This window comes from Marinobacter sp. M1C, assembly GCF_023314135.1.
GTDB lineage: Bacteria > Pseudomonadota > Gammaproteobacteria > Pseudomonadales > Oleiphilaceae > Marinobacter.
The window spans coordinates 1,826,633-1,846,571 of record NZ_CP092289.1 but is presented as its reverse complement, the minus strand read 5'-3'; the positions used below and the strand labels follow the sequence as shown (position 1 = coordinate 1,846,571).

The window sequence follows — 19,939 nt, the reverse complement described above, 5'->3', positions numbered from 1 at the left end:
ACTGACCGTGACTGTAAACTGATGGGCGCCAAAGAGCGGCAGCACAGCATAATAGAATGGGTGCACGAGCAGGAGCATGTCGAAGTTGAAGACATTGCACAGCGCTTTGGCGTTACTACTCAGACCATTCGTCGCGACATCAACAAGCTTTGCGAGCAAGGCTTGTTGCGCCGTCGTTACGGGGGCGTCAGTTTACCCCCCAGCGCTGCCACTCATCTCATTGACGAACTACAGGTACGTAATTTACGGGCCAAGCAGCGCATGGCCGAGCGTGTCGCAGCGGATATTCCGGAAGGGGCCACCGTCAGCCTTGGGGTGGGTAGTACCATTGAGCGGGTGGCACAAGCGCTGATCCATCACCGGTCGCTCAAGATTTTGACCAACAACCTCCGCGTGGCCGCAGCGCTTTCAGTGAATCCCAATATCGACGTTATCGTGTCTGGCGGGCAGTACCGGCATAAAGACCAAGACGTGGTCGGGCCGGAAGTCACCCATTTTTTCAGCTCGTTCGTTACCGACTTTGGCATCATCAGTACTGGCAGCATGGATCTTCAGCACGGTTTGATGGATCATGATATCCGTGAGGCCGAAGTCAGCCGGGCCATTATAAGCAATACCCGGGGCCGCCTGCTGGTGGCCGATTACAGCAAATGGACGCTAAGCTCGTACTGTAAAGTCGCCTCGTTCAAGTATGTTGATCGCTTATACACCGACGTTATGCCCAATCAGCAGCGGGAAGGCCTCCCGGACTCGGTAAGCATCATCGAATGTGGCAATGGGTAAGACGTTTACGCGCTTGCTCTACGCCGGCCCGAATGACGCAATCCGCGGCGTGGTCGTTGATCAACCCCATTGACTGCATGAAGGCGTAAGCCGTGGTTGGCCCGATGAACTGCCAACCCAGTTTCTTAAGTGCCTTCGACAAGGCGATGGATTCCGCAGAAGTCGATACTGTTTGTAGATCCGCGGGCGGCTTTGCGTCGGGCTCAAAACGCCATACAAAAGCCGCCAAGGAGCCCGCCTGTTCAACGATCTGTTTAGCCAATCGCGCATTGTTGATCACCGCCTCAATCTTGCCGCGATGCCGAATAATGCCCTCATCCATCATTAAGCGTTCGACACTGCACTCGTCGAAGCATGCAATTTTATTGAAATCAAATTGATGAAAGGCCGCACGGAAATTCTCGCGCTTCGCCAAAATGGTGCGCCAACTCAATCCAGACTGAAAGCCTTCAAGGCTCAGCTTCTCAAACAAGCGAAAATCATCACCCACAGGAAAGCCCCATTCGGTGTCGTGATAAACACGCAGTTCCGGTACGGTGCCGCACCAGAGACAACGTTGTTTTCCGTCTGGCCCTTCTATCGTCGCGCTAATACGGTCATTCTCCATTTTTTAGTCCATCCCATTATCTTGTGTCCTACCATTCTCTGTTAGCTATGGCTAACTTTCACCGAATTGAAAGACGTTCGGCGTCAAAAACTGGATAATAGCCGCAATCTAAGGCCATAAAGCGCCAAATTCTACAAATCGGTACCCTCGTAATGGAAATTAACGTCAATTTTCTCGACAACCTCCGCATTGAAGCCAAATTTGACGACTTCTCGGTGATTGCCGATCAACCCATTCGTTATAAAGGCGATGGTTCAGCGCCCGGCCCTTTTGACTATTTTTTGGCGTCATCGGCGTTGTGTGCGGCCTATTTTGTGCGGGTTTACTGCATAGCGCGGAACATTCCAACCGACAATATCCGCCTGTCGCAAAACAACATTGTGGATCCCGAGAACCGCTATAACCAGATTTTCAAAATTCAGGTTGAGCTGCCAGAAAACATTTCTGACAAAGACCGTCAGGGCATTGTGCGCTCTATCGACCGCTGCACGGTCAAAAAGGTGGTGCAAACCGGCCCTGAATTCCAGATTGAAATCGTAGACAGCCTGGATGAAGACGCCCAGGCCCTGCTGATGGCGAAGCCAGAAGGCGACACCAGCACCTATGTTTTGGGTAAAGACCTGCCGGTGGAGCAGACCATCGCCAACATGACCGCCATTCTGGCGGACCTGGGCATGAAAATTGAAATCGCATCCTGGCGCAATATTGTGCCTCACGTTTGGTCACTGCACATTCGCGACGCGGCCTCACCCATGTGCTTTACCAATGGCAAAGGCTCAACAAAAGAAAGCGCCCTGTGCTCGGCCCTGGGCGAATTTATTGAGCGCCTGAACTGCAACTTCTTCTATAACGATCAGTTTTTTGGCGAAGAAATCGCCAACAGCGAGTTTGTTCATTACCCCAATGAACGCTGGTTCAAGCCAGGGCCCAATGACGAACTACCACAGGGCATTCTGGATGAGCACTGCCTGGCCATCTACAACCAGGATGATGAACTGTGCGGTTCTAACCTGATTGACACCAACTCCGGCAATGCAGAGCGCGGAATCTGCGCGCTGCCCTTTGCGCGCCATTCAGACGGCGAAACGGTGTACTTCCCCAGCAATCTGATTGAGAACCTGTTCCTAAGCAACGGCATGAGTGCGGGTAACACCCTGTTTGAGGCGCAAGTTCAGTGCCTGTCAGAGATTTTTGAGCGGGCGGTTAAAAAACGGATCATTCAGGAAGAACTTGCACTGCCGGATGTGCCCCTACACGTATTGGAAAAATATCCCAATATTCTGGAAGGCATTCGGGCGTTGGAAGCACAGGGTTATCCGGTGTTGGTCAAAGATGCCTCTCTTGGCGGCCAGTTCCCGGTGGCTTGTGTCACTCTGATGAATCCGAAAACCTCTGGCGTTTTTGCCTCCTTCGGTGCGCACCCTTCTCTGGAAGTAGCACTGGAACGCAGCCTGACTGAGTTGATGCAAGGCCGCAGTTTTGAAGGCTTGAACGATTTTCTGCCCCCCACGTTTAACAGCCTTGCGATCACCGAACCCAACAACTACGTAGAGCACTTTATTGATTCCAGCGGTGTGCTCTCCTGGCGTTTCTTCAGTGCCAAAGCGGATTTCGAGTTTCGCGAGTGGGATTTTTCAGGCACTAACGAAGAAGAAGTCGCCACCCTATTCAACATCCTCAAAGACTTGGGCAAAGAAGTGTATACAGCGGTTTATGACGACTTGGGCGCCCCGGTCTGCCGCATGCTGGTGCCTGACTATTCCGAGGTTTACCAAATAGAAGATCTGATCTGGGACAACACCAATCGGGCCCTGGATTATCGCGAAGATATTCTCAACCTCCACTCTTTAAATGACGACCAACTGAATGCTCTGGTGGAGCGCCTGGAAGAAAGCCAGATCGACGATTACACGGACATCATTACCTTGATCGGTATTGAATTCGACGAAAACACAGTCTGGGGTCAGCTCACTATTCTGGAGTTAAAGCTGCTGATTAACCTGGCTCTGGAACAGTACGAAGATGCCCTTGAGCGGGTAGAAACGTTTATCCAGTTCAATGACAATACCGTGGAACGCGGGTTGTTTTATCGGGCGGTGAGCGCGGTACTGGAAATTGTTATCGATGACGAACTTGAGCTGAGTGATTACCTGTTTAACCTCAGGCGCATGTACGGTGAACAGACGATGGACGCGGTAGTGGGTTCGGTGAATGGCCACGTGCGCTTTTACGGCCTTACCCCAACCAATATGCAGCTGGAAGGCCTGGACAAACATCTACGGCTGATTGAAAGCTATAAGAAGCTGCATGCAGCACGAGGGGCCAGAATTTGAATGACACTCGAGTGCGTCACGGAACCAATGTCAGTGCATCAATTTTATTTTTAAGCAGCTGCATCTAAACAAGACGTCGACGCGTTTTACCTATGTGTATTCAAACTGTAAACGCTGAGGAATAAATAATGAAAAACATAGGCAATCTGAAAACGTTGATGGCGTCCATGATCTTTGTCGCAGGCACCGGGCTGGCGGGTTATGCCGCTGCTGCCGGCAACCCCATGGTTGGTGGCGCTGAAATGTATCCCGACAAGACCGTTGTTGAGAACGCATCAAATGCTGCAAACCTAACGACGCTTGTTGCCGCTGTCAAAGCTGCGGGATTGGCCGAAACACTTTCCGGCAAAGGTCCGTTTACCGTATTTGCGCCAACAAACGCTGCTTTTGAAAAACTGCCTAAAGGCACTGTTGAAGAGCTGTTGAAGCCTGAGAACAAGGAAAAGCTTCAATCGATACTGACCTATCACGTGGTGCCAGCTAATGCGAGCTCAATGGCAGCCATGAAAATGGTAGAAGACGATGGTGGAATGCACCCCGCCCCAACGGTTCAGGGTGGAAAACTTAAGCTTACCACCAAAGGCGGCAAGCTGATGGTCGAAGATAGCCAGGGCAATGTGGCGACGGTTATTCAGGCCGACGTTGTACAGTCCAACGGTGTTGTGCACGTAATCGATACAGTGCTCATGCCGGGAATGTAATACTCTGCTATGAAGCTTTCTAAGCGGCCCCGCGGGGCCGTTTTTTTATGTTCAAAGATAAAGCTGGATAAAACCTGCAACGCAACAGCCATAGCCATAGCCGTAGCCGTAGCAATTCGTTTGATGTTGTTAATACACCAAAAACGGCACTTTAACCGCCGCTGCCCTGCATTTGATCCAACCCTTTGAGCAAACCCGCCATATCATCCGCGTGCTCTTCTTCCTGAGCCAGGATGTCTTCAATAATACGTCGGGACGTGGGATCTTTCTCCCCCAGATAACTCGCAATTTCGCGGTAACTGTCGATAGCAATACGTTCGGCGATCAAATCTTCTTTTATCATTTCCCGTAGAGTTTCGCCCTCGACGTATTCTGCGTGCGAGCGGCTTAGCAAGCCTTCAGGCGAAAAGTTCGGCGCTCCACCTAGCTGTACGATACGTTCAGCCAACCAATCCGCGTGTTGCTGCTCTTGTTGAGCGTGTTCCAGAAACTCTGCCTTGGCGATGCTCGCGCTCAAGCCGTCTGCCATGTAGTAGTGGCGTTTATAGCGCAGTACGCAAACAATTTCAGTAGCCAGGGCCGCGTTGAGCAGGTTGATGACGTTTTCACGATCTGCCATGTAGCCTTCGGTAACGGCGCCTTGTTCAATGTGCATGCGAGCGCGTTCGCGAATGATTTTGATATCGGTGAGAAATGGTTGATTAGCCACGGCCATACTCCTCTGTATTTTATCCAAACAAATTGAGACATTTGAAAACAATACGTAGGATTTACCGTACGCTCCCGGCCATGCATCAATTTGCGCCTGTATAATACGGTAGCTAAAGGTTGAGATGAGTTCAAACGGTGAAGCCATTATGCCGCCTAACCTTTCTGTAAGGTATCCTGACCCTCAAACACGAAAGCAAGCCTACCGCACCGAGGAAACACCCATGAGCCAGAACGTCGGCGACACAAGCAAACTTGACAAGATTCTGGCTGAGCAGCGTGAGTACATCGCGAAGCGCGAAGGCGGCTATCGCGAAAAATCCCTAAAAATGTACCCGTGGATATGCGGGCGCTGCACCCGAGAGTTTACCCGCGTCAATTTGCGAGAACTGACGGTGCATCATCGCGACCATGACCACGACAACAATCCCGCCGATGGCAGTAACTGGGAATTATTGTGCGTTTACTGCCACGACAACGAACACAGTAAATTTGAGGATTTCGTGCGCTACGGTGGCGGCGGTGAAAAAAGACGGGAGGCGGCTACGCACAATCCGTTTGCTGGCCTGAAAGAAGCGCTTGATAAGAAAAGCTAATAGCCGCAGCTCAAACCTAAGACAAAACGCCGTCAACTGTTGTGGTTGACGGCGTTTTGTCTTTACTGGCTGGCAACCCCAGGGTTTTCACCGTAGTTGTCGTGATCACCCAGGCGTTTGCCGTTTACGGACTTTCCGTAAAAGCCATCGTGGTTATGAAAGGTGCTTGCGGTTACATCCAGTGAGCTCTGCTGCCGGCGACGTGGGTCTTGAGGGCGTTCGTGACTGTTAACAAACGCTGCCACATCCCAAGCCTCCTGATCGCTCAGGGAGTTGGGCTTGCCCAGTGGCATGTTGGCTTTTATAAAGCCGGCTGCCGTATTCACCCGGTGCATGCCCGCGCCCCAGTTATAGGCGCCATCGCCCCACAAAGGTGGAAAAACAACCTGCCCTGCTACCTTTTGCCCTTCCCCGTTTTCACCATGGCATATGGCGCACTGCTCGATATAAACCGCAGCGCCACGTTCTCGGTCATGGCCACCTTCTGGCGTTTCAAGCTTGAGGTAACCACGGCCTGGCAGAGCCTGGTTAATAGGCGCGCCGGTTGATAACCAATGAAAATAGGTTTCCATGGCGACGAGAGTGGGGTCACCTTGCGCGGGCGCCACGCCGTTCATGGAATAGGTGATGCAGCCTTGAAGTCGCTCTGTCAGAGTATTCACTTTGTCGTTCTTGCTGCGATAGGCAGGGTACATACCGAATGCCGCCCACATCGGCGCAGCGCTGGCATGTCGCCCGGCATCCAGGTGGCAGTTAACGCAGTTTTGGCCATTGAACACATACTTGCCACGCAACTGCTGGGTGTTTACAAATAGATCACGTCCATAACGAACCATGTCGCCGTAGGGAGAGTCTGGAATATCCCGCTCTTGCGGTGGCTGAAACGTCGCCTCACCGGAGGGTGCCGCGGGTAATGGTTTCTGGTAATCCACTTTTGGCTCTGCGGCCTGAATGAATGCAGGTGCGGCAAAGACAAAAAAAGCACTACCAACTACGAGCAGGGACGATTTCCAAAGGCTCATCAGCGGCTCTCCTCTTGCTTGGACTGCGCAGCCAGTGGCTCAGGCAGAGTTGCATAATATTCGGTGACAGCACTGATCTGTTGTTCGCTCAGGCGCTGCGCAATACCCCTCATCAGGTGATTGGGATCATTATCACGACTGCCACTGCGCCAGGCATTCAATTGCGTTTTCAGATAACCGGCATGCTGGCCTAAAAGGGCCGGAAACGAACTCCCGACCCCCATACCGTTGGGGCCGTGGCATTGGTTACACGCTGGTATGTCGTTGTTCCAGTCACCCCGCATGGCCAGCCATTCGCCTTGATTATCTTCAGCAGGCGCTTGCTGGGTAATGGAAAAAACCATTGGCTTGAGACTCTGGTAATAGACTGTCACACTTTGGATGTCGTCTTCTGTCAGTGCCTTTGCAAAGGGCTGCATGATGGCGTTTTTTCGCAGTCCGCCAGCGTAATCGTGCAATTGCTTGCCCAAATATTCGGCATTAAGCCCGGCGATACTCGGAAAGCCGGCTGCGTCATTACCTTTCCCATCCGGGCCATGACAAGCCACACACGCCAAAGCGCCAGCACCATTGCCCTGAGTGGCAATGATTTTACCTCGATCCAGGTCACCCGCTGCAATCACAACACTTACATTCAGCGCACCGAAACCGAAGGTTGCGAGCAAAAATGAAGCCCCTCTCATCGTTTTCGTCATTGGTATACTCCGAGATTATTGGGGGTGCACCATAAGGCGCTGTTACTTGAACTCAGGGATAAACAAACCGTGATAGATTCAAATTTAGTGGAACAAAATGCCGCCCGAGTAATATAAGTATAACGTAAAACGCAAAGGCCGCTATTTTGAGCGAACGCTGATAATTGAGATAAGAATTCTTTTTTTCAGCCTCCGGCAAGGGGTCTTCCAATTCATTGTTTTTGACAAGAGTGTTTAGATGAAAAACTGGCTGTTTCTGGGCGTCGCTATTATTGCGGAAGTGATCGCAACTTCAAGCCTGAAGCCGAGCGAAGGCTTTACCAAAGTGCTCCCAAGCTTGATGGTGGTTATCGGATACGGCGTTGCATTCTATTTTCTGTCACTGACCCTGAAAACGATTCCTGTGGGCATAGCTTATGCCATCTGGTCTGGCTCAGGAATTGTTCTGATATCAATGATCGGCTGGTTGGCGCTTGGTCAGAAATTAGACATGGCGAGCGTGTTCGGCATGGGGCTGATTGTGGCTGGCGTTGTTGTTATTAACGTGTTTTCCAACGCAACTGCGCATTAAATTTTACAAATACGTTAGCCTCGATCAAATTTCAACGAATCTTGGAACCAGCATCAACCCGACACCCACCGCCACCAACGCAAGCGTGTCCGTCACCAGATAAGGGTATAGAACCAAAGCGATACCACAATATCGCGTTACGATATTCGATTGCTTGCGGCCGTAAATGAAATAGCCAACGCCAATGGAGCTGAAAATCAGCCCCAAAATCAGTTCTGTGGTATCCATTACAATGTCACTGTTCCCAGTTTTTTTGCCTCTGTTTACAGGTAGCGCCCGGCAGAACCGATAGCCACCACCACCAGGCCAATAATCAGATTAATGCCAACGAGCCGGCGAATTTTGCCGACCTGACGCCCGCCTTCTTGCGAGTCGCTGGCGGCAACGGCCAGTTTCAAACGGCGGAACGGGGCGAAGTAGAGGTGAAAAAACAACAACATCATGATCAGGCCTAGCGTCTGCATGGCATGTATGTGCCACCCTGCTCCTGCCATGCCACCAAATCCCTTGAAAATCATCCAGTACCCGGTGATCAGCAAGAGCACGATCGCCAACCAAACCCAACGGAAAAACCGCGTAAGCGTTTGACACCAAAGTTCACCACGCTGTCCCGCTTCAATCACCTCACCCACGGCCGGGCGCATCGCCATGTAGGCAAAAAACATACCGCCAACCCAAATAACGGCGGATAACGCATGCAACGCAATAGCCAGACCCATAACATTTTCCTTTGATGTAATTCGTACCTGAATTTACACGAACGGCCCGACAAACACGACCGGCACCCCCATATTCCTCAGTTTTAAGCACGTAACAGACGTCTATTTACCAACTCATCTGCTGAATTCTCTTCTATACTTTTGATCATAAAGTGAACAGAAGGAGAGGTTCGCATGCCTGCTGACAATTCTCAACATCGCCCCACTCAAGGCAAGCGCACCAAAACCGGCGGCCCGAAGCTCACAATTGCCAACTTGAAGACCACTACCTGTGAGAGTCCGGGCGAGTATTTCTGACCGAAACCCCGGCCTTGGTGCGCATACTTCTGACCCAGGCAGGGCTGGACCGCAAACTTGGGCTAAAAAGGCCGGTTTGGTAAGTGGCTATCGTGGTTCACCTCTAGCCGCAGTAGACGTTGCACTGTTGCAGGCTAAAACGTTGCTTGACGCAAACTGTATAGATTTTGTGCCCGCAATCAACGAGGATCTTGCGGCCACCATTATATTGGGTACCCAACAGGTGGAGACCGACGATGACCGCCTGGTGAATGGCGTGTTCATCAGCTTTTTCATGCCCACTCTTAATCCAGCCAACATTGCCGAGTATTTGGAGTTTGGCCTTTGGGGCTATGCCTTGTCGCGTTACAGCGGCTGCTGGGTTGGATTCAAAACGGTGCCCGAAACGGTGGAAAGTGCTGCTTCGGTGGAGCTGCCGCCACTGCCAGATTTTGTAACGCCGGATGATTTCACGCCGCCGGAGACCGGTCTTCATTATCGCTGGCCGGACCTTCCGGGGCCTCAGTTGCAAACCCGTATTGAACATAAACTGGCGGCTGTGCAAGCTTTTGCCCGAGCGAATCCTATCGACCGCTGCCTGTTTAACGAGCCAAACGCCCGGTTTGGAATAGTCACCACCGGAAAAAGACATCTGGATCTGCCGGAAGCGCTTGATCTGCTCGGCATTGATGAAACTCATGCCAAGGACATAGGGCTCGATATCTACAAAGTGGGCTTGGTTTGGCCACTTGAACGTAGCGGTATTCTCAAGTTTGTTCACGACAAGGAAGAAGTGCTTGTTGCCGAGGAAAAGCGCGGCATTATCGAAAGCCAGATCAAAGAAGCCATGTCGGAACCGGATCACCCCGGCGACGTTCTGATCACTGGTAAACAGGATGAGCTGGGCCGAAAACGCAAAATTGATCAGCCCTCTTGTAACAAAGATTTCTCCTGCGTGAATGGCTTTTGCCCAAGCTTTGCAACCATCGAGGGTGGCCAGCTGCGCAAATCTCGCGGTACAGACGCGGACTCTGTGCTTACGGGCAAACTTACTACTATTCCCGAGCCGGTTTTGCCTGCGCTGACCGGTTCCTACGATCTGTTGGTGGGTGGTGTGGGCGGCACAGGCGTTGTAACCGTGGGCCAGCTCATCACTATGGCAGCCCATCTTGAAGGCCTGGGTACCTCGGTGCGACTGAATGCCAATGGCATTGCTGAAAAGCTGATGGGAGACACCGTGTTTTCCAACGTGATGATGCTGGGCTTTGCCTGGCAGAGAGGGCTTTTGCCTCTGTCACAGGCCTCGTTGATAAAAGCCATTGAGCTGAATGGCGTCGCGATTGACCGCAATAAGGAAGCCTTTGGCTGGGGCCGCGTAGCCGCGACAGATTTGAAGGCTATTACCGACCTGCTGAACACCGGCGAGGCCCGGGCAGAGGACGTCAGTTCGACCCCTGGATGTTCCGGGCATTCGGGCTGTTGGCGAAGTTTCGGGTGCTGAGCGGCACCGCCCTTGACCCGTTCAGCTATTCTGCCGACCGGAAGATGGATCGCGCCCAACTGCAAGACTACGAGCAAATGGCACGCCGCGCAGTCAAGGAGTTGAATGCCAGCAACTACGACACTTTTTTGCAGTTAGCGGAGCTGCCGAGTGAAGTCCGGGGCTATGGCCCGGTTCGTGAGCAGGCCGCACACGCGATTCAGGAGAAACAGAGGCGGCTGACCGAAGCTTTGGATACGGGCCACGCAACATTGATTCGAACCAGGCAGGCTGACAGCAAAGAGACAGATCTAGTTTGAGGCGCTTTTTATTATGCTCAAGTAGCATTAATAGCCTATCTACATCTTCTTAGTGCCCCACAACGAACACACCTAATATCAAGAGGTATCTGCTCTTCTGCGATTACTCAAAATAGGGCGCAGGTAGAACTTTTGGTGGAGTAGCTATAACGACGCACAGTAATCAGATCCACCAAAATAACGTCAGCTTATTTTACAAATTCATTGGCGGTAAATCTGATATATAATGTACAATTATGATTTATAGTGATATTAAATATAATGGCATGATAAATGCATTAATCAAAATCAGAACCAAATAGGTGAAAATTCTACGAGTTTCAAAAAAGCATTAATCATTGCTTCTAGGTTTTTGGCTCACTTGCAGTGTTATTTTTCAATGGATATTATGAAAAAGGACCTCTATGAAACACACTAAATCACTACTCTTTATTTCGATCATCGCTGCGGCGTCTAGCGCACAAGCGATGCCCTTGTTAAATGCGGAGCTAAATAACCAGTCGATTTATGCCAATGTTTACGTAACAGTAGGTGCATTGGCAACCGCCGGTGGCAATATGCAGAGCCCCGGCGCGATATCAACAGGTGCGGGTTCAATTGCTGGCGGTAATATTGAGGCTGGAACCTTCGCATCTATCGGCGCCTCGGGAGCGGTCAAAGGCAATATTAAAAGTGGCACATACACAAGCGCTGGCGCAGGTGCCGGGCTCAGCGGCGACATTAAAACAGGAACGTACGCAAGCTTCGGCAATTCGGCCGTTGTCGCGGGCAATGTTGAGAGCGGAACGGATACAAGAATAGATCTTACCGCTACCGTAGTAATCACGAAGCAAGACCTTACGATGGAACCTGGGTATAGCGCTCCCAAAGTAATCATTCAGACGGAAAATATTGAGTCTGCCCAACAAACGCTCAAAGATCTCGGACAAGGGACGCAACTAGCCGTCGGTTTCGGGACAAATGACGAACTGCTCGGAGCTGGTCTCTACAGTGTCGCAGATTATCTAACGGTTGCTGCCGGCACAACCATCACCCTTGATGGCGAAGGTGTAGATTCCTCTTGGGTTTTCAACATCTCGAACTACATGACCTTTGGTGCGCTCGCAAATATAGAGCTTTTGAACGTAACTGATGAGAGCAGCATTATCTGGAATATCTTAGGCGACAAAACGGTCGGGGCCGGCGAAGGTTACACAACACTAGGCGCTGGTGCGAAATTCAGAGGCCTTGTTCTATCGAAAGGCTACATTTCCGCCGGGGACAGTGCTGTAATGTTAGGCGTAGGTGACTATTGTGGCGGCGCTTTTTCAGCGACAAATTATGTCACTTTAGGCGCAAATGCCACATTGGGAGCGGACGGTTGCAAAAACGGCGCAGCTACCGCTTACAATAATTTAGCCCGCCTACCCGAACCTTCAACAGCCTTATTGTTGGGTTTAGGTTTAGCTTTATTTGGCATCGCTAGACGAAAGAAAGCCCGCGTTCATTGAACCAAGTGTTGCACTTGGAGCTGAAGACCGCCGAGTGTTATTATCTTTAATATCCTGAATTAATGAGTCGTTAAGCAAGTATTATTTCTCGCTACACCGGCTTTAAAAGAAAAATAAATCTATGCAATTTTTCTGGCGTACCGAGCGTACACTCATGCCAGCTTAATGTTAATGCGCTTTGTGCGGTCATTAAGCAAACTTGCGAGAAACGTATGGCCTTTGTTCTCTTCAGTGCTGGGTTGGTTTTCTTGGTTTTAGGTGCCGAAGCTTTAGTCAGGGGTGCATCCCGTTTCGCACTGGGCTTCGGTATATCGCCATTAATTATCGGGTTGACCGTTGTCGCATTCGGCACCAGTTCGCCAGAACTTGCGGTCAGTGTTAAAGCGGCTCTATCGGGCCAATCGGGTGTTGCTGTCGGCAACGTCATCGGCAGCAATATCTTCAACGTTCTTTTTATACTCGGGCTTTCGGCGTTAATTGTGCCACTTGTTGTGTCGAAACAACTCCTGCGACTTGATGTGCCCGTCATGATCGCACTCTCGGTTATTGTTTTGCTTCTTTCGCTGGATGGCAGCGTCAGTCGCGCAGACGGCATAATGCTGGTAACCGGTCTCGGCGGCTATATTGGGGTGTTGATTTACCTGAGTCGCAAAGAAAGTCTCGAACGTGATAAAGAGGGCATTAATGAATCCAAAGGTCCGAAGCGCACAAGTAGTGACACGCTAAAAAATAGTCTCCTTATCCTCGGAGGTTTGACTTTATTGGTTGTCGGCTCACGCTGGCTGGTTGATGGCGCAGTCTCATTTGCTCAATATATGGGCGTCAGCGAACTTATTATCGGCCTTACAATTGTTGCGGCTGGAACATCCTTACCCGAGGTGGTTACCTCTCTCATTGCGGCTATTCGCGGTCAACGGGACATCGCCGTCGGCAATGTTATCGGTAGCAATATTTTTAACTTGATGGGTGTTCTGGGTGTTGCCAGCATTGTTGCGCCGTCTGGAATTGAGGTTCCACCCGCCGTTATTAGCTTTGATCTTCCCGTAATGATAGCCGTTGCGTTTGCCTGTTTGCCCATATTCTTCACAGGTGGCGGAATCAGCCGGCCAGAAGGCAGCCTTTTCTTGGGGTATTACGTGGTTTACACACTCTACCTCGTTCTGGCAACAACTCAACATGACGCTCTACCCGGATTTGGTGCAGTGGTACTTTATTTAGTAATACCACTTACCATCATTACGTTGACTATTAGCTCATTGCTAGAAATACGCAGGCGGAGCAAATAAAGGTAATGATAATTATTATTGAAACATATTGAGAATGCATCCCATTTAACAATCTGTTTAATTATCAACCTCTTTCTTATTTAAGAAACGAGTTGATCTGCATGAAGTGAAGATTTGAATGTTTTTTCAATTCGATCTATTCTCACTGTGAAACGTATAAGACATCGTGAAGATTAATAACTGGTTAATATTCCTAATTTAAACACATATAAGGAACTATCATGGCTGATCAGAGTCGTCGCAAGTTTATGCGCCACAGTTTGCTCGGTATGGCTGCTCTACCTCTTGGTATGGGCATATTATCCCAGCGCGCTTTCGCCCAGAGCCTTCCACCGCTCGACCCAACAACCCCCCAAGCCAAAGGGTTGAATTACGTTAAAGTGGCCGAAGAAGCCGCCGGCCACCCGGCTTATGCGGCGGGTGAACACTGCGCAAATTGCAATTTCTTCCAAGAAGCCAACAACGGCTGTACATTGTTCCCGCAAAATAGCGTAGAGACCAACGGCTGGTGTCAGACTTGGGTCGCGAAGGCCTAATTGCCAACGTTTGAATGATGAAGTTTTAAAAAAACCGGTGACTGATTGTTTTCCCAAGAAAATAAATCGGCACCGGTTTTCTTTTAAAAAGCGTGAACGTGAAGTAAGTTACTTGAGCATTTCTCAGGATGACAAGCAATGATCGCTTCTTCATTTTCCCCGATTTTCTGGCGCGACGAACGCATGCCTCACGTAGAACTTCGTAAGGTCGCGGACGGGCGCCAGGCCTGCTATGCCCTCCACAGCCATCCACATTGGTCATTAGGTGCGATTACCAGCGGAGCAAGTACGTTTCGCTATCGCGACAACCATTTTCCTGTCAATGCCGGAGACCTGGTGACGATGAACCCGGAGTGGGCGCACGCGTGCAATCCAATAGATAACCGTCCCTGGTCATATTTAATGATGTATGTTGATACCCAGTGGTTAACAAATTTGCGATTCCAAGCGGGTTTACTCCCTACCCCAGCCTGGCAGGATCTACACACGGCTGTGCTATCCGATACCCGCTGGTTCGATCGTTACTGCCATCTCTCAGATTGCCTGTTGGATACCCAGTCTGCGGTGACAGACAAGCAGAAAGAATTAGAGACATTTCTATCAGGTCTCATGCACGAGCTAGCAACTCAGCCAATCAATCAGCAGCCGGCTACCGCAGTGGTTCTAACACAACTGGCACGCTATATAGATCAGCATGCGACGGAAGATATTTCGCTGGAGACCCTATGCACCCTTTCAAGTTTAAGCGAGGGCCATTTGATCCGCTCCTTTAAACAGGCATTCGGTTTTACTCCCCATGCGTACCTAGTGAACCGACGCGTGCAACTCGGCCAGAGTGAGCTAAAACAAGGTACGCCCATTGCCGAGGCAGCCCTGAATGTAGGCTTTGCCGATCAGCCTCACTTTCAGCGTGCGTTCAAGCTACGAGTGGCCGCAACTCCAAACCAGTACCGTCTCGGTTCAGCCAACGACAAGGTACACGCAGCTGGCAGCAAGTAATAACGCCAGTGTGCGGTTGATGGTCATCAGGATGACGGGTTTTTGAACATATCGGCGCATGAATGCGCCGGCGTAAACCCAGCAAGCCAGTGACAACCAGCAGATTGGCAGGTAAAGAGCAGCAAACAGCAAGACCTGGCTCAGATCGTTTGCGTTAGTGAACGCCCCGATACCAGAAGCCGAGGCAAGCCAGGCTTTGGGGTTCAACCACTGCATCAAGGCGCCTGTCATGAAGCCCGGTGCCTTTTTGCTGCCAGCGTCTGGCAATTGACCGCTGTCCAGGGCTAACTTGATACTCAGATAAAGCAAAAATGCGATGCCTGCCCAGCGCAACATACTTTGCAGCCCCGGCACTATCGTCAGCAGTGAATAAAGTCCCAGCCCTACCGCAATGAAGAGCACGATAAAACTCAGCGTTGCACCGGTAACAAACGTTAAGCCGGTGGCAATCGGGTAGCGGGTACCACTGCTCAGGCACACAAGATTTACAGGCCCGGGTGAAATAGATGCCGCTAAGGCAAACGCGCACATGGGCAGAATCAAAGACATGGTCATACACTCTCCGGTCGAATCAGGAGCGGATTCTGACATGCCCGGCGGCATAGAATATTGAACAAAATTGAGGTAGATCTACTATTCGATGCGAGTTTCAGCCATCAGCACGCTCATCAACTCCGCCGCTGGCAGTTCACGCGCCAACGGCGCTCCCTGCCCCGCCCATTGTGCGGCAAATTCGTTGTTTCCCAGTTTGGACGCGGCTCCACTGAGCCGTTTAGCCGCATCGTAAGCCAGCGGATAATCCGCGGGAAACGGGCTGCCGTCTGCTTCGCCAAATGTAATCAATCGATTAACCATCCCCCGTGCCGGCCGGCCGGATAGGACATCCGTCAATCGTGTCTGCGATGCTCGTTGGCTTTTCAAATTTTCGCGATAGGCGCTATTCGCCGCAGATTCGGGGCACAGAACAAAGGCTGTTCCAAGCTGGGCGGCTACGGCGCCAAGGTTCAGCACCGAGTTGACGGCATGGCCGTCCATAATGCCGCCCGCCGCAATGATGGGAAGTGTGGTTTTTGCCGCGAGCAACCGCACGAGCACCAGTGTGCTCAAGCACTCATCTGTTACCTCTGGGTGAAACATGCCCCTGTGCCCGCCAGCTTCAATACCTTGGGCAACAATGGCGTCTATTCCCGCTTGTTCAATCAGCGTGGCGTCGTAAAGATTCGTCGCCGTCGCCATGGTGTAAATGCCAGCCTCGCGCAAACAGGCAATGCGGTCGGCTGCGGGTATGCCGAAATGAAAACTGACGACCGCCGGGCGCAGCTCAAGCAGCATCTCGAATTGTTCATCGTCGACAAGGAATGATGTGTAAATTTCGTCGAGCTGATCAGGCGTATCTAGCCCGGCTTCGCTGAACAGTGGAGCAAGATAGGCAAGCCACGCATTTTCCCTATCAAGATCACGCGTTGCAGGGGCGTGGCAAAAAACGTTCACATTGAACGGCTGTCCGGTTAGCCGGCGCGTCTGTTCAATCATGTTTCGGGCCTGATCAAGAGTGCTCGCGCCAATCCCCAGCGAGCCAAGCCCGCCCGCGTTCGACACCGCAGCGGCCAACTCCGGCGTAGATACCCCAGCCATCGGTGCCTGAATAATTGGGAAGCGAATGCCCAGTTTTTCAATAAAATCCGAAGTCGCGTGCATTAATAATCCTTAAAAACCAATGCTAGTGTGTTGTTGGGCCTGCCCATCTTTCGTGAGCGTTCAGTATCCTTTTTTTGAGTCCCGGTGTCGTTAGTTGCGGGTTCAATTTCCCTCAACTAAGATAGTAACCAATTACTATCTTAGTTGAGGGAAATTACCGTGAATAATCGCCCCAATCACCTTCCAGCCAATGAACGGCGTGCCGTCATAATCGATTCTGTGCTTCAGCTTGCCGGTTCAAAAAATCCCAGCGAGATTACAACGGCTGCGATCGCCAAGCACATGAATCTGACCCAGGGGGCTTTGTTTCGGCATTTTCCGAATAAGGAGGCCATCTGGCGGGCCGTTATGGAGTGGGTGGCAGAACGTCTTCTTGCACGAATTGATCGCTCCATGGAAGGAATCGAATCGCCTTTAGCGGCCATGGAGGCGATCTTCATGAGCCACGCCGAATTCGTCGCCGAGCACCCTGGCGTACCTCGTATGATTTTTGGCGAGCTTCAACGCGCCGAACCCACGCCGGCCAAGCGGATGGTACAGGCCTTGCTCAAGAGCTACGCAGAACGCCTGCATGGGCTGATCGAGAAAGGTAAGTCCAATGGTGAGCTGATACCTTCACTGGATAACGAAGCTGCGGCCTTGCTGTTTATTGGCACGATTCAGGGCTTGGTTATGCAATCGCTGCTGACGGGCAATATCGAACGTATTCGCCAGGAAGCACCGCGGGTGTTTGCAATTTATCGGCGTGGTATTGGGAGTGACTTATGAAAGGCCTGCCTTTACACGGCCGCACCTTAGCCATGCTGGCGGTTATCGTTCCGTTAGTGGTGTTGTTTATTTACGTTGGTCTGCGCTCCGGGCCCTTGGCGCCGGTTGCTGTGACGGTGGTAACCGTTGAGTCACGGGCAGTTGCACCCGGGCTATTCGGTATAGGCACCATTGAGGCGCGCTACACCTACAAAATTGGGCCCACGTTCGCCGGGCGTATTGAAAGCCTGGATGTGCAAGTGGGCGACCTGGTTCAGTCGGGGCAAATACTTGGCGAGATGAACCCTGTCGATCTTGATGATCGGGTACGCTCGCAGGAATCCGCATACCGGAGCGCACAAGCCGCGTTGCGTGAAGCACAAGCACGACAGGCCTTCGCAAAGACTCAAGCACGCCGCTATGAGCAGCTGTTCGCCGTGCGCTCAACAAGCGAGGAGGTTCTAACCACTAAGCAACAAGAGCTAAGAATCACCGAGGCTGCTCTGGCAGGCGCTCAAGAAGATCTCGCCCGGGTGCGCTCAGACCGTGAAGGACTGGTGGCGCAGCGCAACAATTTACGGCTGATTGCTCCGGTCGATGGCGTGGTCGCCGTGCGCTATGCCGACCCAGGCACGACAATCGTCGCCGGCCAAGCAGTGGTGGAAATTATCGATCCCGAAAGTCTTTGGGTCAACGTTCGCTTCGATCAGATCAGCGCATTGGGACTGGCCGGCGGGCTGCCAGCTCACATCGCTTTGCGCTCGCGCGGCGGGCATTCGCTGGAAGGTCGTGTGTTGCGCGTTGAGCTCAAAGCCGATGCAGTGACCGAAGAAATGCTCGCCAAGGTGGTGTTCGATACCATTCCCGAACCTTTGCCACCCATCGGCGAATTGGCCGAAGTTACGGTGGACCTCCCGGCTTTACCAACCACGCCGACCATTTCCAACGCTGCGGTAAGGCGCGATGGCAACACCGTCGGTGTTTGGCAAATTGCAGGCGACGATTTGCATTTTACCCCCGTCACTCTTGGCGCCTCCAGCCTTGATGGTTGGGTGCAGGTTGCTGAAGGCATCAACGATGGCGATCAAATCGTGCTCTACAGCGAAAAAGCGTTAACGTCCCACAGTCGCATCAATGTGGTTGACCGCATTCCAGGGGCGGCTAAGTGATCAGCCTGGCCGGCCGCGACATTCTTCACTCCTGGGGCAAGTTCGTGTTCACCGGCATTGGCTTGGGCCTGCTGATTGGTGTGACGCTCACCATGGCCGGGGTTTACCGGGGCATGGTAGACGACGGCAGAGCCCTACTCGACAACAGCGGCGCTGACATCTGGGTGGTACAAAAGGACACGCTCGGGCCTTACGCGGAACCGTCTAGCGTGAACGACGACATTTACCGCACCCTTCTGGCCATGCCGGGCGTGGCCCAAGCTGCGAACGTGACCTACCTGACCATGCAGGTACAAAAGGGCGATAGCGATGTGCGCACCATGGTTGTTGGCATCGCGCCCGGCGAGCTGGGTGTCACCCCCGGGTGGCCACCCTACCTGGTCGCGGGCCGCCAGATCACCCGCGGACACTATGAAGCCGTGGCCGATATCGCCAGCGGGTTCAAACTGGGTGAGCGCCTGGCTATTCGCCGCAACTTCTACACCGTTGTGGGACTTACCCGGCGAATGGTGTCAACAAACGGCGACCCAATGATATTCGTACCGCTCAAAGACGCCCAGGAAGCTCAGTTTCTGAAGGACAACGACGCCATCTGGCAAAGCCGGCGGCGCACGGAAGCTAACCCGGCATTCAACCGGCCCAGCGTTCCCGGTCTGCTAGACGCCATAATTGCGTCACAGAGCACCAACGCGTTCGTCAACGCCGTGTTGGTGACCCTAAAACCCGGCCAGGTGCCAGACGAAGTCGCGGAGTCTATCCGCCGTTGGAAGCGTCTGACCGTCTACACCCGTGCCCAGATGGAAGGCATTTTGGTTGGCAAGTTGATCGCTACCTCGGCTAAGCAGATTGGCATGTTTCTGGTGATTCTTGCGGTCGTTAGCGCGGCCATTGTAGCGTTCATTATTTACACCCTGACCATGGATAAAATTCGCGAAATCGCGGTACTGAAACTGATTGGCACCAAGAATCGCACCATCGCCGCGATGATCATGCAGCAGGCCCTGGCGCTGGGCGTCATCGGCTTCGTGGTAGGCAAGATTACAGCCACTTTCGCTGCGCCTATATTCCCCAAGTATGTGTTATTGATGCCGTTGGATTCCGTCATCGGTTTTTTCGCCGTGATGTTGATCTGTGTGCTGGCCAGCATTGTCGCTATTCGCATGGCGCTCAAGGTAGACCCAGCCGAAGCCATCGGAGGATGAA

General features: G+C 52.0%; 22 protein-coding genes. 14 read left to right on the top strand and 8 right to left on the bottom strand.

Features of this window, described 5'->3' with window-relative positions:
• The first annotated feature begins 21 nt into the window (after positions 1–21).
• Positions 22–783: a DeoR/GlpR family DNA-binding transcription regulator gene (locus MIH19_RS08785; protein WP_249008501.1), complete on the top strand. Its 762-nt coding sequence runs from the start codon at positions 22–24 to the stop codon at positions 781–783.
• Here the strand turns inward: MIH19_RS08785 and MIH19_RS08780 are convergent.
• A complete protein-coding gene (locus MIH19_RS08780) occupies positions 761–1,390 on the bottom strand; it encodes a DNA-3-methyladenine glycosylase I (RefSeq protein ID WP_249008500.1) in 630 nt (209 codons plus the stop codon). The genes MIH19_RS08785 and MIH19_RS08780 overlap by 23 nt on opposite strands.
• A 152-nt stretch (positions 1,391–1,542) precedes the next feature.
• Between MIH19_RS08780 and MIH19_RS08775 the strand changes: the two genes are divergently transcribed.
• Both MIH19_RS08775 and MIH19_RS08770 read left to right on the top strand, forming a co-directional pair.
• The gene (locus MIH19_RS08775) at positions 1,543–3,723 is read left to right on the top strand and encodes an OsmC domain/YcaO domain-containing protein (RefSeq protein ID WP_249008499.1); all 2,181 of its coding nucleotides are present in this window, start codon (positions 1,543–1,545) and stop codon (positions 3,721–3,723) included.
• A 128-nt stretch (positions 3,724–3,851) separates the two neighbouring features.
• Positions 3,852–4,424, top strand: coding sequence for a fasciclin domain-containing protein (locus tag MIH19_RS08770; RefSeq protein ID WP_249008498.1), 573 nt, complete (start codon positions 3,852–3,854; stop codon positions 4,422–4,424).
• 151 nt (positions 4,425–4,575) lie between these two features.
• On the opposite strand, the gene MIH19_RS08765 is transcribed toward MIH19_RS08770, so the two are convergent.
• The gene (locus MIH19_RS08765; protein ID WP_249008497.1) at positions 4,576–5,139 is read right to left on the bottom strand and encodes a ferritin-like domain-containing protein; all 564 of its coding nucleotides are present in this window, start codon (positions 5,137–5,139) and stop codon (positions 4,576–4,578) included.
• Between the two features lie 217 nt (positions 5,140–5,356).
• Here MIH19_RS08765 and MIH19_RS08760 point away from each other — a divergent pair, with 217 nt between their 5' ends.
• Positions 5,357–5,728, top strand: coding sequence for a YajD family HNH nuclease (locus MIH19_RS08760; RefSeq protein ID WP_249008496.1), 372 nt, complete (start codon positions 5,357–5,359; stop codon positions 5,726–5,728).
• Positions 5,729–5,790: 62 nt separating this feature from the next.
• On the opposite strand, the gene MIH19_RS08755 is transcribed toward MIH19_RS08760, so the two are convergent.
• Positions 5,791–6,753, bottom strand: a complete 963-nt coding sequence (locus tag MIH19_RS08755) for a c-type cytochrome (protein WP_249008966.1) — start codon at positions 6,751–6,753, stop codon at positions 5,791–5,793.
• Positions 6,750–7,445: a c-type cytochrome gene (locus MIH19_RS08750; protein WP_249008495.1), complete on the bottom strand. Its 696-nt coding sequence runs from the start codon at positions 7,443–7,445 to the stop codon at positions 6,750–6,752. Before MIH19_RS08750 ends, MIH19_RS08755 begins: the two co-directional genes overlap by 4 nt.
• 238 nt (positions 7,446–7,683) lie before the next feature.
• Here MIH19_RS08750 and MIH19_RS08745 point away from each other — a divergent pair, with 238 nt between their 5' ends.
• Positions 7,684–8,016, top strand: a complete 333-nt coding sequence (locus MIH19_RS08745; protein ID WP_249008494.1) for an SMR family transporter — start codon at positions 7,684–7,686, stop codon at positions 8,014–8,016.
• A 24-nt stretch (positions 8,017–8,040) separates the two neighbouring features.
• Here MIH19_RS08745 and MIH19_RS08740 read toward each other — a convergent pair whose 3' ends face one another.
• Entirely contained in the window at positions 8,041–8,244 is a 204-nt protein-coding gene (locus tag MIH19_RS08740) for a hypothetical protein (RefSeq protein ID WP_249008493.1), read from the bottom strand.
• A 35-nt stretch (positions 8,245–8,279) separates the two neighbouring features.
• The gene (locus tag MIH19_RS08735; protein WP_249008492.1) at positions 8,280–8,735 is read right to left on the bottom strand and encodes a CopD family protein; all 456 of its coding nucleotides are present in this window, start codon (positions 8,733–8,735) and stop codon (positions 8,280–8,282) included.
• 439 nt (positions 8,736–9,174) lie between these two features.
• Between MIH19_RS08735 and MIH19_RS08730 the strand changes: the two genes are divergently transcribed.
• The 6 genes from MIH19_RS08730 to MIH19_RS08705 all read left to right on the top strand — a co-directional run bounded on the left by MIH19_RS08730 (position 9,175) and on the right by MIH19_RS08705 (position 15,122).
• The gene (locus MIH19_RS08730) at positions 9,175–10,512 is read left to right on the top strand and encodes a hypothetical protein (protein WP_249008491.1); all 1,338 of its coding nucleotides are present in this window, start codon (positions 9,175–9,177) and stop codon (positions 10,510–10,512) included.
• Positions 10,470–10,811 (top strand): DUF6537 domain-containing protein, encoded by a 342-nt coding sequence (locus tag MIH19_RS08725; protein WP_349292897.1) that lies wholly within the window; start codon positions 10,470–10,472, stop codon positions 10,809–10,811. The genes MIH19_RS08730 and MIH19_RS08725 overlap by 43 nt, the downstream gene beginning before the upstream one ends.
• A 404-nt stretch (positions 10,812–11,215) precedes the next feature.
• On the top strand, positions 11,216–12,301 hold the full coding sequence (locus tag MIH19_RS08720) for an ice-binding family protein (RefSeq protein ID WP_249008489.1): 1,086 nt from the start codon (positions 11,216–11,218) through the stop codon (positions 12,299–12,301).
• A 212-nt stretch (positions 12,302–12,513) separates the two neighbouring features.
• Positions 12,514–13,587 (top strand): calcium/sodium antiporter, encoded by a 1,074-nt coding sequence (locus MIH19_RS08715; RefSeq protein WP_249008488.1) that lies wholly within the window; start codon positions 12,514–12,516, stop codon positions 13,585–13,587.
• Positions 13,588–13,808: 221 nt separating this feature from the next.
• Positions 13,809–14,123, top strand: coding sequence for a high-potential iron-sulfur protein (locus tag MIH19_RS08710; RefSeq protein ID WP_249008487.1), 315 nt, complete (start codon positions 13,809–13,811; stop codon positions 14,121–14,123).
• A 138-nt stretch (positions 14,124–14,261) separates the two neighbouring features.
• Positions 14,262–15,122 (top strand): AraC family transcriptional regulator, encoded by an 861-nt coding sequence (locus MIH19_RS08705; RefSeq protein ID WP_249008486.1) that lies wholly within the window; start codon positions 14,262–14,264, stop codon positions 15,120–15,122.
• Here MIH19_RS08705 and MIH19_RS08700 read toward each other — a convergent pair.
• Positions 15,084–15,671 carry a LysE family translocator gene (locus MIH19_RS08700; RefSeq protein WP_249008965.1) on the bottom strand — a complete coding sequence of 196 codons (588 nt, stop codon included), beginning with the start codon at positions 15,669–15,671 and terminating at the stop codon, positions 15,084–15,086. The two genes, MIH19_RS08705 and MIH19_RS08700, sit on opposite strands and share 39 nt — an antisense overlap.
• Positions 15,672–15,755: 84 nt before the next feature.
• Positions 15,756–16,820: a nitronate monooxygenase gene (locus MIH19_RS08695; protein ID WP_249008485.1), complete on the bottom strand. Its 1,065-nt coding sequence runs from the start codon at positions 16,818–16,820 to the stop codon at positions 15,756–15,758.
• 159 nt (positions 16,821–16,979) lie between these two features.
• Here MIH19_RS08695 and MIH19_RS08690 point away from each other — a divergent pair, with 159 nt between their 5' ends.
• From MIH19_RS08690 to MIH19_RS08680, 3 genes are read left to right on the top strand one after another with little or no spacing between them, the layout of a single operon-like run.
• On the top strand, positions 16,980–17,588 hold the full coding sequence (locus tag MIH19_RS08690; protein ID WP_249008484.1) for a TetR/AcrR family transcriptional regulator: 609 nt from the start codon (positions 16,980–16,982) through the stop codon (positions 17,586–17,588).
• Positions 17,585–18,736 (top strand): efflux RND transporter periplasmic adaptor subunit, encoded by a 1,152-nt coding sequence (locus MIH19_RS08685; protein WP_249008483.1) that lies wholly within the window; start codon positions 17,585–17,587, stop codon positions 18,734–18,736. Before MIH19_RS08690 ends, MIH19_RS08685 begins: the two co-directional genes overlap by 4 nt.
• Complete coding sequence (locus MIH19_RS08680) at positions 18,733–19,938, top strand: ABC transporter permease (RefSeq protein WP_249008482.1); 1,206 nt, start codon at positions 18,733–18,735, stop codon at positions 19,936–19,938. Before MIH19_RS08685 ends, MIH19_RS08680 begins: the two co-directional genes overlap by 4 nt.
• The last annotated feature ends 1 nt before the right edge of the window (position 19,939 follow it).

What these genes read in the sequence shown, in the direction of transcription:
- MIH19_RS08750 (WP_249008495.1), bottom strand. Translation starts at nt 7,445, where the DNA reads ATGACGAAAACGATGAGAGGGGCTTCATTTTTGCTCGCAACCTTCGGT.
- MIH19_RS08715 (WP_249008488.1), top strand. Translation starts at nt 12,514, where the DNA reads ATGGCCTTTGTTCTCTTCAGTGCTGGGTTGGTTTTCTTGGTTTTAGGT.
- MIH19_RS08775 (WP_249008499.1), top strand. Translation starts at nt 1,543, where the DNA reads ATGGAAATTAACGTCAATTTTCTCGACAACCTCCGCATTGAAGCCAAA.
- MIH19_RS08685 (WP_249008483.1), top strand. Translation starts at nt 17,585, where the DNA reads ATGAAAGGCCTGCCTTTACACGGCCGCACCTTAGCCATGCTGGCGGTT.
- MIH19_RS08785 (WP_249008501.1), top strand. Translation starts at nt 22, where the DNA reads ATGGGCGCCAAAGAGCGGCAGCACAGCATAATAGAATGGGTGCACGAG.
- MIH19_RS08695 (WP_249008485.1), bottom strand. Translation starts at nt 16,820, where the DNA reads ATGCACGCGACTTCGGATTTTATTGAAAAACTGGGCATTCGCTTCCCA.
- MIH19_RS08780 (WP_249008500.1), bottom strand. Translation starts at nt 1,390, where the DNA reads ATGGAGAATGACCGTATTAGCGCGACGATAGAAGGGCCAGACGGAAAA.
- MIH19_RS08770 (WP_249008498.1), top strand. Translation starts at nt 3,852, where the DNA reads ATGAAAAACATAGGCAATCTGAAAACGTTGATGGCGTCCATGATCTTT.
- MIH19_RS08710 (WP_249008487.1), top strand. Translation starts at nt 13,809, where the DNA reads ATGGCTGATCAGAGTCGTCGCAAGTTTATGCGCCACAGTTTGCTCGGT.
- MIH19_RS08745 (WP_249008494.1), top strand. Translation starts at nt 7,684, where the DNA reads ATGAAAAACTGGCTGTTTCTGGGCGTCGCTATTATTGCGGAAGTGATC.
- MIH19_RS08740 (WP_249008493.1), bottom strand. Translation starts at nt 8,244, where the DNA reads ATGGATACCACAGAACTGATTTTGGGGCTGATTTTCAGCTCCATTGGC.
- MIH19_RS08735 (WP_249008492.1), bottom strand. Translation starts at nt 8,735, where the DNA reads ATGGGTCTGGCTATTGCGTTGCATGCGTTATCCGCCGTTATTTGGGTT.
- MIH19_RS08765 (WP_249008497.1), bottom strand. Translation starts at nt 5,139, where the DNA reads ATGGCCGTGGCTAATCAACCATTTCTCACCGATATCAAAATCATTCGC.
- MIH19_RS08705 (WP_249008486.1), top strand. Translation starts at nt 14,262, where the DNA reads ATGATCGCTTCTTCATTTTCCCCGATTTTCTGGCGCGACGAACGCATG.
- MIH19_RS08725 (WP_349292897.1), top strand. Translation starts at nt 10,470, where the DNA reads ATGTTCCGGGCATTCGGGCTGTTGGCGAAGTTTCGGGTGCTGAGCGGC.
- MIH19_RS08720 (WP_249008489.1), top strand. Translation starts at nt 11,216, where the DNA reads ATGAAACACACTAAATCACTACTCTTTATTTCGATCATCGCTGCGGCG.
- MIH19_RS08700 (WP_249008965.1), bottom strand. Translation starts at nt 15,671, where the DNA reads ATGTCTTTGATTCTGCCCATGTGCGCGTTTGCCTTAGCGGCATCTATT.
- MIH19_RS08760 (WP_249008496.1), top strand. Translation starts at nt 5,357, where the DNA reads ATGAGCCAGAACGTCGGCGACACAAGCAAACTTGACAAGATTCTGGCT.